Source organism: Mesorhizobium sp. M0898 (assembly GCF_040319695.1).
Classification (GTDB): Bacteria; Pseudomonadota; Alphaproteobacteria; order Rhizobiales; family Rhizobiaceae; genus Mesorhizobium.
The window spans coordinates 16,409-30,273 of sequence record NZ_JAMYOE010000012.1; the positions used below are offsets into that span (position 1 = coordinate 16,409).

The window sequence follows — 13,865 nt, forward strand, 5'->3', positions numbered from 1 at the left end:
GTGAAGTCCTCCCTGTAAGTGATTCAGTCAGTTGATATTTCGGAAAGTTTGACTGTCCGGCCCTTGTCGATCGAACGATAGCCGGCTTCGACCAGCGCCATAGTCTTGACGTTGTCGGCGACCGACAGCGCCGGCGGCTCGCCCGTCTTGACCGCGTGCTGGAGCTGCTCCATGACGCCGATAAAAGCATGCGGGAACCACATCGTGTCCCAGCTGGGTGTCACCCATTCACCACCGGTGGTCTCGGTCGAGGCATAGGTCAGCGTCGAGGCAGCGCCAGTCGGCCAGCCGATGGTACCCTTGGCGACGCCCTTGGTGCCGTCGACGCGCCAATTGATGTGCTGGTCGTCCTTGTAGCCCTCCTGGCGCGGCCCGGACCAGACATCCTCCAGCGATACGGCGAGCACGCCGGACGGGAACTTGATCGTCGACACGGTGATGCCGTCCGAATGGTCGAAGCGGGTGCGCGGGTCCTTGCGGGTCAGGGTGGTGATCTCCAGGGGATCGCCGAACAGGAAGCGCAATACGTCGAGATGGTGGACGCTCATATTGGCGAGCGTCAGCCGGTCATAGTCCTCGAGGAAGCTCTGCCAGTGCGGGATCGCATGCATGTCGATCTGGGCGAAAACGATGTCGCCGAGCGCGCCGCTGTCGATGATCTGCTTCAAGACGCGCATCGACTGGTCGTAACGCATGTTCTGGTTGACCGAGAGGATCTTGTCGGCCTTGGCCGCCTCGTCGCGGAGTTTGACGGCCTCTTCAAGGGACAGCGCCAATGGCTTCTGCGCCAGGATCGCCTTGATATGTGCTTGCTTCAGCGCATGGCGGATCAGCGCCGGCTGCTGGTCGGGCGGAAAGGCAAGGTCGATGATCTCGACGTTCTTGTCCTCGATGAGCTGTTCCGGCGTGTCGTGGACGGTTGGGATATCCCAGCGTTTGGCGACCTTCTCGGCGCTGGCCTTGGTCCGCGAGGCAATCGCCACCACGGGGAAACCGGCTTCCTTATAGGCGGCAAGGTGACATTCGGCCATGATCATGCCGGCGCCGACGCAGCCGATCCTGTATTCCCTGGTACGGACTTCAACGTCCGGCTCGAAGCCGTTGCCCACCATTTCTTGGCTTGCCATATGTTCCTCCCGAAGCTCGTTCCTTGCAGCCGCCGTCATCGTGCCAGCGCTCCCCCGCTCTGTCCGAAATAATGCACCCTGCCCGGCTCGCAGGATATCGCCACCATCGCGTCCGGCCTGATGTCCGGCTGGCCGCGCAACAGCGCCCGCAGACGCGCCTGCCCGGCGGCGAGCGTCACAACGGTGTAGCCGCCGAGCGGCTCGACCTCGAACACTCGCGCCGGGCGGCCCGCGCCCCCCTCCGACCAGGCCTTGACCTTGATGTCTTCCGGCCTGAGTCCAATTTCCACGGCATCGGCCGGGGCGCCGGCATCCGCGATGCGGACTGTGCCTTCCGCCGCCTCTACGCCTTCCGCGCCGTGCACCGACTTCAATATGTTCATCATCGGCGACCCGAGCAGCCGCGCCACATAGGTGCTGGCCGGCCGGTCATAGATCTCGGCCGGCGCGCCGATCTGCCTGATCTTGCCGTTCTCCAGAATGGCCATTCGGTCGGCGACCGACATCGCTTCTTCCTGGTCGTGCGTGACATAGATCAGCGTCTTGCCGAGCTCGCGCTGGATGCGCTTCAGCTCGACCCGCGTTTCCTCGCGCAGCCGGGCGTCGAGCGCCGAAATCGGGTCGTCCATCAGATAGGCGGCGGGATCCCGTACCAGCGCGCGGGCAATCGCCACGCGCTGCCGCTCACCTCCGGAAAGCTGCGCCGGCGGCTTGTGCAGGATATGGCCGATATGCAGCTTGGCCGCGACGTCGGCGACGCGCTTTTCGATCTCGGCTTCGGCGACCCGGCGTTCGACCAGCGGAAAGCGGATGTTGTCGCGCGCGCTCATATGTGGAAACAGCGCCAAATTCTGGAACACCATGGCGACGTTGCGCTCGGCCGGCGACACCGTGTTGACCGGCTTTCCGCCGATCAGGATCTCGCCCGCGTCCGGGGTTTCCAGCCCGAGCACCAGACGGAGTATCGTCGACTTGCCCGACAGCGGCGGCCCGAAGAAGCAGAAGAACTCATTGTCGTTGACAGTGAACGAGGCGTCGTCGACGGCGAGCGTGTTGCCGTAGCGTTTGGTCACATTGCGGAAGGCGATATCGGCCATGGTCTCAGCCCGCTCTCAAGGCAAGGCCGGTGACGGCGTCGAAGACGCGCACCGCCTCCACCGCAGGTGCGACGACGGCTGTCTGCCCGATCGCCAGCCCGACATCATTGTCGAACACCGCCTTAACCGCAGTCTCGCCGTCGCCAAGGTGGATGATGGTGCGCGCGCCGATCCGCTCGACGAAACTCACCGGCATGGACAGGCCACGGCCGTCTTCAGCCAGCGTCACCTGCTCCGGTCGAAAGCCATAAAACACCTCGCCGCGCATCCTGCGTACGGCATCGGCGATCTCGACCGGCAGCGGCGGTGTCACGCCGAGCGGGCCGAGATCGACGACCAGGCCACGGTCGCTTTCCGCCGGCCAGCCCTTGAGCAGGTTCATGCCCGGCGCGCCGATGAAGCGGGCGACGAAGACATTGGCCGGATCGTTGTAGACTTCCAGCGGCGTGCCGACTTGCTGCAGCACGCCATGGTCCATCACCGCGATGCGGTCGGCCATGGTCATCGCTTCGAGCTGGTCGTGGGTGACGTAGACCATGGTCTGCCGGAACTGCCGCTGCAACTGCTTCAGTTCGGTCCGCATCACCGCCCGGAATGCGGCATCGACATTGGAAAGCGGCTCGTCGAGCAGGAAGATCGCCGGCTCCATGATCGCCGAACGGCCGATCGCCACTCGCTGCAATATGTTGACCGACAGCCTGTCCGCCTTGCGGTCGAGCAGCGGCGTCAGTTGCAGCATCTCGGCAATGGCGCCGACACGGCGGCCGATCTCGGCCTTTGGTGCGCCGCGCATTTTCGGCCCGTAGGCGAGGTTCTGCCGCACGCTCATATGAGTGAAGATCGCATAGTTCTGGAAGACGAAGCCGACGCCGCGCCGCCCCATCGGCACGCCGGCCATGTCGCGCTCGCCGAACAGGATCTTGCCGCTGGTCGGCTCTTCCATGCCGGCGATCATGTTCATCGTCGTCGACTTGCCGCAGCCGGACGGCCCCAGCAGCGCCATGAACTCGCCGTCGGCAATGGCCAGGTCCATCGTCTTCAGCGCGGTGAAATCGCCAAATTTCTTGACCAGGTTCTGCAGATGGATGGTGCTCATCAGGCCGCCACCTCGCGTACCCGAGCCATGCGTTTCATGGCAAACACCGCGGCGATGGACAGCACGATCAATATGGCCAGCGCGATTGCCGCCACATAGCCCCAGATCAGGTCCTGGGTGGTGAGCTTGTAGATGTAAACGGAGATGGTTTCGGTAGCGACGCCGGGACCGCCGCCGGTCATGATGTAGAGCGTGTCGAATATCTTGAAGTTCTCGATCACCCTGATCGCCAGCGCGATGATGATGATCGTCTTCATCTTCGGCAGCACGATGGTGACGAAGCGCTGCCAGGGGTTGGCGCCGAGCAGCGTCGCCGCCTTGATCTGGTCCTCAGGCACGCCGACCAGGCCGGCAAGCAGGATCAGGAACATCAGCGGCGTCCACTGCCAGATATCGGCGACCATGACGGCGATGAGCGCCAGCGTCGGGTCTGACAGCCAGGCGATGGTGACGGGAAAGCCTGAGATCGCCGACAGGATGTCGTTGACCGGGCCGCCCGACTGAAACAGCATGAAGAACATGTAGCCGGCCACCGCCGGCACCACCATCATCGGCATCAAGAGGATCGAGTAGAAGATCCGCTTGCCGGGGAACTCGTCCGCAAACAGTGTCGCGAGCGCCAAGCCGAGCAGGAACTCCGCCGGCACGCAGACGATCATGACGATGGCCGTGCGCTTCAGCGCGCTCCAGAAGCGCGCATCGGCGGCAAGGTCGGTGTAGTTGGCGAAACTGTTCCACATCGACCAGGCGTTCCACCAGCCGGTGCCCGACAGCGGCGACCAGTCGGTCAGGCTGATGTAGAGCTGCATCAGGAGCGGGAAGACGGCGATGAACAGCACCAGGATCTGCGCCGGCAGCGTCAGCCGGAATCCGAGCTTTGCGCCCTCGTCCGGCAGCACCGACGCCGCTTTGGAGGCTTGCATGTCGCCCTCCGAAATCGTCGCAGTCACCGTGCTCATTGCTTGAGCGCCCCGAAGGTCAGCCCGCGCACCAGATGGCGCTGGATGGCGATGCCCATGATGACAGGCGGCACTGCGGCTATCAGGCCGAGCGCCGCCTTGGCGCCGTAGAGTTGGCCGGTCATCGAGGAGGACAGCGAGGCCATGTAGACAGGGACCGTCACCCATTCGCGCGTCGTCAGAAGCAGCGCAATCAGATAGTCCGACCAGTTGAGAATGAAGACGAACAGCGCGGCACTGGCCAGCGGCGCGCGCATCATCGGCAGCGTGATGCGCGTGAAGACGCGCCACCGCGAGCAGCCCTCGACCAGCGCCGCCTCCTCGATCTCGCGCGGCATGTCGTCGAAGAAGGTCTTCATCAGCCAGAAGGCGAAAGGCAGCGTGACGATGCCGTAGATCAACGACAGCCCCCACCAGCTGTCGGTGAAGTTGAGGAAGGCCCACATGATCATCACCGGGGTCATGACCGCCATCGGCGGAAACAGGCGAAGCTGGATCAGCGCCAGCGGCAGGTTCTGGCCCGAGCCGAAGCGCGACAGCCCGTAGGCCGCCGCGGTGCCCGCCGACATGGCGATTGCCGTACCGAATGTGGCCGACAGCAGCGACGACAGCATCGGCTTCAAAGCTGTGCGGTCGAGGGCGACGATCAGATTGTTGGTCGATTCACCGAAGACGAAGCGGAAATTGCTGAGTGTCGGGTTCTTCGGCCACCATGTCAGGTCGGCGCCGGTCGCCGACCATTCGGCGATCGGCTTGAACGCCATCGACACCATCCACAGGATCGGCACCAGCGTCACCGCCATCGCCGCAAGGATCGCGGCATAGCGGAATATCTCGAAAGGAACTGAACGCTTCATCTTGCGGCTTTGCTGGGCCCTTCGTTGCCGAGGGGAAGAGCGACCGCTCCTCCCCTTCTTGGTAGGATCCTGGAAGGATCAGGCGATCGGATCGAGGACGGTCGGCCAGGCCTCCTTGTTGGTCTTGATGGCTTCGAGAAGCTTCTCCTCGCCGGTGCGGCGGGCAATCTTCTTCCACTCGGCCTCGGTGTCGGCCATCGCCTGCTCGGCTGTCTTGGCCTTGGTCAGCGCGGCGACGAGGTTCTCGTCCAGCGCGTTGTGGAAGGCGGTAGCGCCGGGATAGTTGATGGTGGGCACGGTGCGGGCGACCGTCTCTCGCACCACGTCCATGTGGTAGGCGTGATAGGTCTGGCGAACCAGCGGATCCGAGAAATCCGATAGCCGGAACGGATCGAAGTAGCCGCCCGGATTGGCAGTCATCCAGGCGTAGATGCGGCTTGAGCCCAGCCACTGCAGGAACAGGTAGCAGGCCTCCGGATTCTTGGCTTGCGAGGACACCGACGCCGACAGATTGAGCCACAGCACCGACCGGCTGACCAGCTTGCCGTCGATTTCGCGGCCGGGCGGCAGCATCGAGCCGATCTTGCCGGTGACAGCTGAATCCTTGTTGCCGGCATTGTCGAGGAATTTCGGCAGATTGGAGAAGGCGCAGGTCATGGCCGCGCCGCCCTTGGCGAAATTGCCGTACTGCTCCGGCCAGCCCCAGGAGATCGCATCCGGCGAATGGTGCGAAAGCGACGCGATGTACTCGCTGGTCGCCGCGATACCTTGCTCCGAATTGATCAGCGGCTTGCCGGTATCGTCGAACAAGAACTGATTGGGCGAAGCCATTGAGACATAACGCTGATACCAGTTGGTGTAGCCCCAGCCCTGGTTGCGCAGATCGGTCGAGCCGAACAGGCCCTTGTCCGGGCGCTGGAAGAAAGCCGCGATCTCGTCATGCTGCTTCCAGGTCTTCGGCGCCGCCAGTTCATAGCCGTATTTGTCGGAGAAAGCCTTCTTCTCGGCTGCGTCGCCGAACAGATCGGTGCGGTAGACCCAGGTCTGGAAATCGCCATCCAGCGACACGCCGTAGGTCGAGCCGCGATACTGGTTGAGCAGCGAGACGCCCTTGGCGCCGTCGACATAGCCGCGCTCGGGATCGTCCCATTCCGGCTTGTATTGCGCGACGAAGTCGTCGAGCTTGAGGATGCCGCCGGTTTCGGCGAGGTCGCCAAGACGGTTCCATTCGACCGCGTAGATGTCATACGCCCCACCCTTGGTGGAGATGTCCTGCATCGTCTTGGTGAATTCCTGGCCGTTGGGCACACCGACGATTTCCAACGGAATGCCGGTTTCCTTCTCCCAGAGATCCTTGATCGACGGCGCGCCGGCCGGAAACGGCTGGGTCAACTGGCCGATCGAGCCGTCGGACAGGCCAAGTACGATCTTGGCCGGCGCCTTGCCGGCGCCCTTCATCGCCTTGGCCGCCTCGATGGCGCGGCCCTCCGGCGTATCGGCACCATATTGATAGCGCTCCGAACCGTCGAAACCCGTCGGGCCACCGATCATGCCGGGCGCCAGGGCATCGGCCGCATAGGCACGGCTCGGGCGAATGAATTTCGGTGCAATACCTGCGGCGGCAACAAGGACTGCCGCCTTTCCACCGGACGCCAGCAAACGGCGCCGCGACACGCGGACCAAATTCGACATTGGAACTCCTCCCTCAGGGCCTTGTTTCCTCCACGGCCCTTATGATGGATATTGACGGCACTATACGAAGCCTGTCAACATCATAAATAATCAAAATACATCATAACATCTCACGGGAGGGGAAGAATGGCGTTTGTAAGGGCTCTCATACTGAAGCCGGTGCTTGAATTTGAGGGAGCCCGGCTGCCCACCTCCCCGCTTTGGTCTGCTTGGGCACTCTGGTGTAGCGCAACGGCTTGCGCATCGGCCAAGGCCGGTTACATCATTTCCCATCAGAATCGCGGACGGCGATGAAGCCGCTCTCCGACGGTGGACCCATGAAATGCGTGATCTCGATGCGCCCCTGGCGCGTTTTGGAATGAGGTGATCGACAGTGCGGTCCACCCTGACAGACATAGCCCGGGAGGCCGGCGTTTCGGCCGCCACGGTCGACCGTGTGCTCAACAACCGCGCCGGGGTCAGGGCGCGCACCCGTGAGGTCGTGCTCGAAACGGCACAGCGGCTTGGCTATATCGCTGAAAATTCGAATAATCCGAGCTCGCTCAACGCGGTTACTGGCGAGGTCATACGGCTGGATTTCGCCCTGCCCGCCGGCACCAATTCCTTCATCAAGATGCTGCACCGCCAGATCGAGGCGCAGGCGCAGGCGCGGCCCGACCTCGACGTCCGTGTCGCTACTATCGAAGGCTTCAATCCGGACCGGCTTGCGCGTCTGCTGCAGGAACTGCACGGGCAGACGCAGGGCGTCGGTGTGATCGCGCTCGACCATCCGACGGTCCGCGAGGCGATCCGCTCGCTTTCGGCCAGCGGCGTCAAGGTCGTCACCATCGCTTCCGACATCCTGCATGTGCCGAGGGTTGCCTATATCGGCATCGACAACCGCGCCGCCGGCCGGCTCGCCGGCTATCTGCTCAACCGCTTCATGGGTGCCGGGCGTCCGGGCAAGGTCGCGCTGTTCGCAGGTTCGCTCTCCTACCGCGGCCACGAAGAGCGCGAGATGGGCTTCCGCCACATACTGGCGGAAGAATCGCCCAATCTGCAGATCGTCGAGATGCGCGAGATGCTCGACGACCGGGAGAAGGCCTATTCGGAGGCCTCCGCCCTGCTGGACCGGCACCCGGACCTGGCCGCCATCTACAATGTCGGCGCCGGCAACACCGGCATCGCCCGCGCACTCAAGGAGCGCGGGCGCGCGCTGTCGACGGTCTTTCTCGGCCATGAGGTGACGGAAGGCACCAAGGAGCTTCTGCTCGACGGCACGCTGGACGCGGTCATCGACCAGAACCCGCGCGTCGAAGCCCGCGAGGCGCTCAACACCTTGAGCCATGCGGTCAGGGGCTTGCCTTACGAATTGCACCAGCCAAGGCTGCAGGTGATCTTCAGGGAAAGCATTCCGGAGATCTGAACCAGTCGTGCAAGTGAGACCTGGTGTTCTTTGGAAATCAGGACGCTCGGGCGAAATGTTTGGCGGCAAAACTCGACAGTCCAACTGAGAATCTCCGATCGCATTCGGCGTAAAATTAAGTTGACTACTATCATCATGTTTTAATAAGTACCCCTGCCCGGCCGTGTGTCGAGGCTTCTCCATCATGCCAGCCAGGGCCAACGGCCGCCGCCAGCAATCTTTGCTTTTCCCGGGGCTGCACGCATGAAACAGACAAGCAACAAGACCTTGATGGCGAGCACCGCGCTCGCCTTCGCGCTCGGCCTGTGTGCCGCGCCGCTGGCCGCCGCGCAGAAGCCGGAGAAGAACGGCGCCGCCGCCAAGGCCGACCGGCCGGTCAAGGTCGCCCAGCAGGCTAGAACTGGGCAGAACGAGCCGACCGTGCTCGACCTGATCACCATCTCGGCGACGATGATCAAGACGGCGATTATCGAATCGATGGCCGCCATCAGCGCCGTCGATCAGGAAGAGCTCGAACGCATCCAGCCTGACACCGCCGCCGACATGTTCCGCACCACGCCCGGCGTTGCCGCTTCGATGAACGGCGACGATCCGGCAACCGCCATCAACATTCGCGGCCTCGAACAATATGGCCGTGTGGTGGTGACGCTCGACGGCGCCCGCCAGGATTACTGGCGCGTCGGCCACGGCTCGGGCTCGTTCTATGTCGAGCCGGAACTAATCAAGGAAGCGACCGTCATTCGCGGCCCGGTCTCGAACGCCTATGGCTCGGGCGGCATCGGCGGCGTTGTGTCCTTCGAAACCAGGGATGCCGGCGATTTCCTCAAGCAGGACGAGCGCTGGGCGCTGAGCGAGAAGCTGGGCTATGAGGATAATGGCGACGGCTTCACCACCAGCACCACCGGCGCCTACCGTTTCAGCGACGACGCCGACATCATCGGCAACCTCATTTATCGCGACCGCGACAGCTACACCGATGGCAATGGCGACGCCGTGCCATGGACCGGCGAGAGCATCACCAGCGGCTATATGAAGGCGACCCTGCGGCCGGCCGACGGCCACGAGCTCAAGCTCGGCGCGATCCTGCAGCGCTACAATGACCAGATCACCGGATCGAGCGGCTCGACCTCGCCAACGCTGAGCCGCTACGACACCGACACGACCAACCAGACCTACACGGCTGCTTATATGTGGAGGCCGGACGACAACGAACTGATCGACCTCAGTGTCAACGCATACCACAACCGCACGCGCGCCGAGCAGACGCAGGTCTGGCCGGCAACGGCGATCGGCAACTTCCGCTATTACGACGTCGCCACGACCGGCTTCAACCTGAAGAACTCCTCGCGTTTCGACGCCTGGGAGTTGGCACATACCCTCACCTACGGTCTCGACTACTACTATCTGGAGGCCACGTCGGAGGCCGCGCATTTCGGTTCGGGCGAGCAGCAGGGTTATGGCGGCTTCCTGCAATGGCAGGGCGACTACAGCGACTGGCTGCAGCTCATCGCCGCCATGCGCTATGACGGCTACCAGCTCGACGGCAAAACGAAGACCGTGCCGCCGGCGGAAGCCTCGATTTCGGGCGATCGCTGGTCGCCTCGCCTCACCGTCGGCGTGACGCCGTTGGATGGCTTCCAGCTCTACGGCACCTATTCGGAAGGCTACCGGGCACCAGGCCTGCAGGACGTCTATCGCGGCGGCGGCGTGCATGGCGGCGGCGACAGCTACCAGCCTAACCTGCTTCTGCAGCCCGAAACGGCGAAGAACTGGGAAGCCGGGATCAATCTGAGATATGACGATGTGCTGGCCGCGGGCGACCTGTTTCGTGCCAAGGTCAACGTCTTCCACACCGCCGTCGAAGATTATATCGACGTCGACCTCACCGTTTTGCCGCGGATGGCGATCAACATCGGCGACGCGCGGCTGAAGGGCATCGAGGCCGAAGCCGTCTACGACTATGGCTGGGGGTTCGCGAACCTCGCCGGCGCCCTGATCGACGCCAAGGTCGTCAGCGGCGTCTATTCCGGCCAGACGCTGAACAACACGCCGCTCGACCGCTTCTCGGCGACCGTCGGCTTCCGCATGCTGGAAGACCAGCTCACCGTCGGTGCGCAATATCTCAGCGTCGGCAAGATCACCCGGACAAGCCGCACCAATCCCGACGCGCCGGTCGTGGTCGATGACGGCTTCGACCTGGTCAACGTCTTTGCCAACTGGCGCATCAACGACTACGCCAAGCTCGATTTCAGCGTCGATAACGTCTTCAACACCGCCTACACCGACCCGCAAAGCGCCTGGTCGGCGACGGCGGCGACGGAACAGGGCAAGGGCCGCACCTTCAAGGTGGCGCTCACAGGCAGGATCGGAGGTTGAGAATGAGGGAAGCTTCAGTGAGCGGACTGGCCTGCGAAGCGCGCTTGAACCTGCGCAACCTGCCGCATTACATCGACCGCATCAGCGACAGGCTGCAGAGCTTCGATGCCGATGCCTCGCGGGAGGGGCAGCGGCTCGACTTCCGCTTCGCCTTCGGCGACGCGTCCCTTGACATGGAGCGGCTGGTGATGCGGGCCAACGCCGCCGACCGCGATGGGCTGGCCCGCATCAAGGACCTGCTGGCCACTGCCGTAGAGGTATATGCCAAGGAAGAAAGTCCCGAGATCGTCTGGACCGGCGATCTCGCCGAAGAAACCCGCCTCGCGCAGTTCCGTGAGATGGTCGTCACCCAAGTCGGCGACCTGACGCGGCATATGCGCCGCATCCGCTTCGCCGGCGAGGATCTCTCTCGTTTTGCGAAATTCGGCGGCATGCATATCCGCATGCTGTTTCCGACCAGGGACGTCCCCGATCCGCTCTGGCCCGTGCTCGGCAGCAATGGCCTCCCGGCATGGCCCTCGGACGACAGGCGCCCGGCAGCGCGCGTCTACACCATCCGGGCCCTCGACGTCGAAATGGGCATCATCGAGGTCGACTTCCTCATCCACCCCGGCGACAGCGTCGGCGCCCGCTGGGCCATGCAGGCGGCGCCCGGCATGAAGATCGGCATGATGGGGCCGGTCGGCCGTCGGGTACGACCGGCGTCCTGGTATCTCATGGGCGCCGACGAAACCGGCCTGCCGGCGCTGGCTCGCATGCTGGAGACGCTGCCCGCCGAGACCAAAGGCGTGGCCTTCATAGAGATCGCCGACGATGGCGAACGGCAGGTCGTCGACAACGCAACCGGAATAGAGGTGCACTGGCTGCCGAGAAATGGGGTGCCAGCCGGGCTCGACGACAGGCTGGCGCGCGCCATCCGGTCAGTCGCATGGCCGACCGGTTCGGCATTCGGCTGGTTTGCGGCCGAAGCGGCAGCCGCCACGACGGTGCGCGAACACTGGCGCGGCACGCTGGCGCTCGGCCGCAACGAAACACTGGCGGCAGCCTACTGGCGGCGGGGCGCGGCGGGACTGATGGCCGGCTAGAGCTTGCTCACCATCGCTTGCGCATCTTCGCCCAGACCGATTGCGATCCGGTCGCCGGAGACAATGCCTGACACGTCGCAGACAACCAGCGGCATGCTGATTTCGTAGAGGAATTCGGCAACGATGGCGCCGACGGCAAGGATCGGGTCCGGCCGCTCCAGGATAATGCCGGCCGGCGCCGTGCCTCTGCGGATCGCTTCGGCCAGAACCGAAGACGAGGACGACGACCCTCGCCCGCTCGGCATCACCAGGATCTTGCGGGCGATATTACCGCCCAGGTCCGGATGCGAATGGTCGATGATGTCGCCCGTTTCGACGTCGATCCCGCCCCAGAAGCTGAGCGCCTGCGAAAGCACCAGCGCTGGGCCTTGTGCCGAGCCGGAAAGGTGGAATGTACCGGTTCTGGCCGGCGTCTTCATGGCGCGCCTCGCACGACGCGGCCGGCCGCAGCGGAGCGGACGCAGTCTTCCATGTCACCGAAGGCCACCGAGACACCGATATTGCCAGGTGCGTAATGCGCCCATTTGCCCGAATTGGTCATCACCACGCCATCGAGACGCTCGAGGATCGACGTGACATAGGTGCAGGTGTCGGTGACCGGGACAAGGCCGAAGGCTTCCATGCCGGCCAGTGCGCCTTCGTCCTGCAGCCGCGTCAGCGTCGCGCGCCCTGTGTTGACATAGATCGGGACACCTTTGCCTGGACCGACTTCGCGCAGCAGCGGCAACAGGCGCATCCACTCTTCATGGGAGAAATGCGGCGTGCCTAACGACACGGCTGCGAGCTGCACGCCGTCGGGAACGCTCGACAGCCTGGCCAGCGCATGGTGGATGTCAGCGCGAGAGATCCGGATTTTTTCCTCCGGCGCCAGGCCGTGCAACGCCTCATCCGGCGTCTTCGCCTCCGGCGTGATGCCGACGGCATGAAACAGCGCCACGGCACCCGTCGTTGCCGCCGCCGCCCCCAGCGCCTTCAATTGGTCCTCGTCGCGCGGCTGCGGCAGGCCCGATATGACAGGGATGCGGTCGCCAGCCCTTTGCCCGATGATCAGCCCGACGCCGACAAACAGAGCGTCGCTTGGCTCGAAAGCAGCGTCAGTCAGCTCGAACAGGACCTGGCCTCGTCGATTTTCACTCAGATGCAGCCCCCATGCCGGCGCGCGCCCGGTCATTGCGCAGCACAAATCGATAAAATCGCCATAGCGGTTGGTCCGCGCGCCGATCACCGAATTGGCAAAGACGATGGCGTTGGATTCACCCCAGGCGATCTGCTCGCCGAACCTTGGCCGGAACCGGGTCTGATAGGGTGCGCAGGTGAAGGTCGCCTGGCAGCCGAGTTCCAGATGCGCCTTCATCAGGCGTCGCGCCGGCGTTTCTTGCGACACCGGTATCTTCACCAATCCGGGATGGATGAGGTCGAACGAACCGACATTCAGCGTCGTCGGCACCCGAACGCGGCCGCCGCCCTCGATCAGCCTTTCGACGAAATCGAGGCTGGCCTGGCCGTGATAGAGGCAGCCGTCGATATGGGCACCGGCAATGTCCAGCAACTTGCGCGCGCCGACCGCCTTCGAAAAGGCAACCAGGATCGTCATGGCGGCAGCCGCTGCCGAGCCTTGCTCGCCATGCAGCATCGACTGGTCGCCGGCCGTCAATTCCAGCGTCATCGGCAATATTCCCGAGCCCGCACTATGCCGATCAAGCACTCCCTGATTACGGAGCGTCTGGCAAGACAGAGCTTTGGATCTCTTCTACTTCGCAGCCGTCAGCAGACCAGACGTTCACAGCTCATCGCGAAGCAAGAGAGACGCGAAGCACGGTCGCAGAGCGGGCGATCCGCGGCGGAAACGGCGCTATTCCTTCGGCGCTATTCCTTCTGGGACGGTCCGTCGGCCGCGCTGCGGTCACCATCTGCAGAATGCGGCAGAATGCCGAAATCGCGCGACTTGGTCCCATGCGCCGCCGTCAGGAAACCATCGGCTGTGAGACCTCGCCTCAAAAGCTCACGTACCGCGGCCGACCGGCTCGGCATGTGCTTCTCGAAGCGCCAGTTCTCCAACGCCGCCAGTTCATCGACGGTCAGCATGATCTGCAATCGTTCCGGGCGTTCCAGTTCGGACATCTCGGCCTCCTGTCACACCAGCCTAAATGCAGCTGAGTTAGTGTGTTCCT

At 63.7% G+C, this 13,865-nt stretch carries 12 protein-coding genes; 3 read left to right on the plus strand and 9 right to left on the minus strand.

The window, feature by feature from the left end:
* Positions 1-23: 23 nt before the first annotated feature.
* The 6 genes from NKH90_RS15240 to NKH90_RS15265 all read right to left on the minus strand — a co-directional run bounded on the left by NKH90_RS15240 (position 24) and on the right by NKH90_RS15265 (position 6,828).
* Positions 24-1,112 (minus strand): Gfo/Idh/MocA family protein, encoded by a 1,089-nt coding sequence (locus NKH90_RS15240; protein WP_352452746.1) that lies wholly within the window; start codon positions 1,110-1,112, stop codon positions 24-26.
* A 50-nt stretch (positions 1,113-1,162) separates the two neighbouring features.
* Positions 1,163-2,224 carry an ABC transporter ATP-binding protein gene (locus NKH90_RS15245; RefSeq protein WP_352819969.1) on the minus strand — a complete coding sequence of 354 codons (1,062 nt, stop codon included), beginning with the start codon at positions 2,222-2,224 and terminating at the stop codon, positions 1,163-1,165.
* 4 nt (positions 2,225-2,228) lie between these two features.
* Positions 2,229-3,320 carry an ABC transporter ATP-binding protein gene (locus tag NKH90_RS15250; RefSeq protein ID WP_352819970.1) on the minus strand — a complete coding sequence of 364 codons (1,092 nt, stop codon included), beginning with the start codon at positions 3,318-3,320 and terminating at the stop codon, positions 2,229-2,231.
* Entirely contained in the window at positions 3,320-4,279 is a 960-nt protein-coding gene (locus NKH90_RS15255) for a carbohydrate ABC transporter permease (protein WP_352819971.1), read from the minus strand. The genes NKH90_RS15250 and NKH90_RS15255 overlap by 1 nt, the downstream gene beginning before the upstream one ends.
* On the minus strand, positions 4,276-5,136 hold the full coding sequence (locus tag NKH90_RS15260) for a carbohydrate ABC transporter permease (RefSeq protein WP_352819972.1): 861 nt from the start codon (positions 5,134-5,136) through the stop codon (positions 4,276-4,278). Before NKH90_RS15260 ends, NKH90_RS15255 begins: the two co-directional genes overlap by 4 nt.
* 78 nt (positions 5,137-5,214) lie before the next feature.
* On the minus strand, positions 5,215-6,828 hold the full coding sequence (locus NKH90_RS15265; protein WP_352474231.1) for an extracellular solute-binding protein: 1,614 nt from the start codon (positions 6,826-6,828) through the stop codon (positions 5,215-5,217).
* Between the two features lie 373 nt (positions 6,829-7,201).
* Between NKH90_RS15265 and NKH90_RS15270 the strand changes: the two genes are divergently transcribed.
* From NKH90_RS15270 to NKH90_RS15280, 3 genes are all read left to right on the plus strand, one after another.
* Entirely contained in the window at positions 7,202-8,233 is a 1,032-nt protein-coding gene (locus NKH90_RS15270; RefSeq protein ID WP_352819973.1) for a LacI family DNA-binding transcriptional regulator, read from the plus strand.
* A 243-nt stretch (positions 8,234-8,476) separates the two neighbouring features.
* The gene (locus NKH90_RS15275; protein WP_352819974.1) at positions 8,477-10,609 is read left to right on the plus strand and encodes a TonB-dependent hemoglobin/transferrin/lactoferrin family receptor; all 2,133 of its coding nucleotides are present in this window, start codon (positions 8,477-8,479) and stop codon (positions 10,607-10,609) included.
* Between the two features lie 2 nt (positions 10,610-10,611).
* Complete coding sequence (locus NKH90_RS15280; protein ID WP_352541118.1) at positions 10,612-11,694, plus strand: SIP domain-containing protein; 1,083 nt, start codon at positions 10,612-10,614, stop codon at positions 11,692-11,694.
* Here NKH90_RS15280 and NKH90_RS15285 read toward each other — a convergent pair.
* The 3 genes from NKH90_RS15285 to NKH90_RS15295 all read right to left on the minus strand — a co-directional run bounded on the left by NKH90_RS15285 (position 11,691) and on the right by NKH90_RS15295 (position 13,815).
* Entirely contained in the window at positions 11,691-12,113 is a 423-nt protein-coding gene (locus NKH90_RS15285; RefSeq protein WP_352474226.1) for an aconitase X swivel domain-containing protein, read from the minus strand. The two genes, NKH90_RS15280 and NKH90_RS15285, sit on opposite strands and share 4 nt — an antisense overlap.
* Entirely contained in the window at positions 12,110-13,360 is a 1,251-nt protein-coding gene (locus NKH90_RS15290; protein WP_352819975.1) for an aconitase X, read from the minus strand. Before NKH90_RS15290 ends, NKH90_RS15285 begins: the two co-directional genes overlap by 4 nt.
* Before the next feature lie 200 nt (positions 13,361-13,560).
* The gene (locus tag NKH90_RS15295; RefSeq protein WP_352819976.1) at positions 13,561-13,815 is read right to left on the minus strand and encodes a hypothetical protein; all 255 of its coding nucleotides are present in this window, start codon (positions 13,813-13,815) and stop codon (positions 13,561-13,563) included.
* Positions 13,816-13,865: the final 50 nt, after the last annotated feature.

Coding starts and splice junctions, on each gene's coding strand:
- NKH90_RS15240 (WP_352452746.1), bottom strand. CDS start 1,112: ATGGTGGGCAACGGCTTCGAGCCGGACGTTGAAGTCCGTACCAGGGAA.
- NKH90_RS15245 (WP_352819969.1), bottom strand. CDS start 2,224: ATGGCCGATATCGCCTTCCGCAATGTGACCAAACGCTACGGCAACACG.
- NKH90_RS15250 (WP_352819970.1), bottom strand. CDS start 3,320: ATGAGCACCATCCATCTGCAGAACCTGGTCAAGAAATTTGGCGATTTC.
- NKH90_RS15255 (WP_352819971.1), bottom strand. CDS start 4,279: ATGAGCACGGTGACTGCGACGATTTCGGAGGGCGACATGCAAGCCTCC.
- NKH90_RS15260 (WP_352819972.1), bottom strand. CDS start 5,136: ATGAAGCGTTCAGTTCCTTTCGAGATATTCCGCTATGCCGCGATCCTT.
- NKH90_RS15265 (WP_352474231.1), bottom strand. CDS start 6,828: ATGTCGAATTTGGTCCGCGTGTCGCGGCGCCGTTTGCTGGCGTCCGGT.
- NKH90_RS15275 (WP_352819974.1), top strand. CDS start 8,477: ATGAAACAGACAAGCAACAAGACCTTGATGGCGAGCACCGCGCTCGCC.
- NKH90_RS15280 (WP_352541118.1), top strand. CDS start 10,612: ATGAGGGAAGCTTCAGTGAGCGGACTGGCCTGCGAAGCGCGCTTGAAC.
- NKH90_RS15285 (WP_352474226.1), bottom strand. CDS start 12,113: ATGAAGACGCCGGCCAGAACCGGTACATTCCACCTTTCCGGCTCGGCA.
- NKH90_RS15290 (WP_352819975.1), bottom strand. CDS start 13,360: ATGACGCTGGAATTGACGGCCGGCGACCAGTCGATGCTGCATGGCGAG.
- NKH90_RS15295 (WP_352819976.1), bottom strand. CDS start 13,815: ATGTCCGAACTGGAACGCCCGGAACGATTGCAGATCATGCTGACCGTC.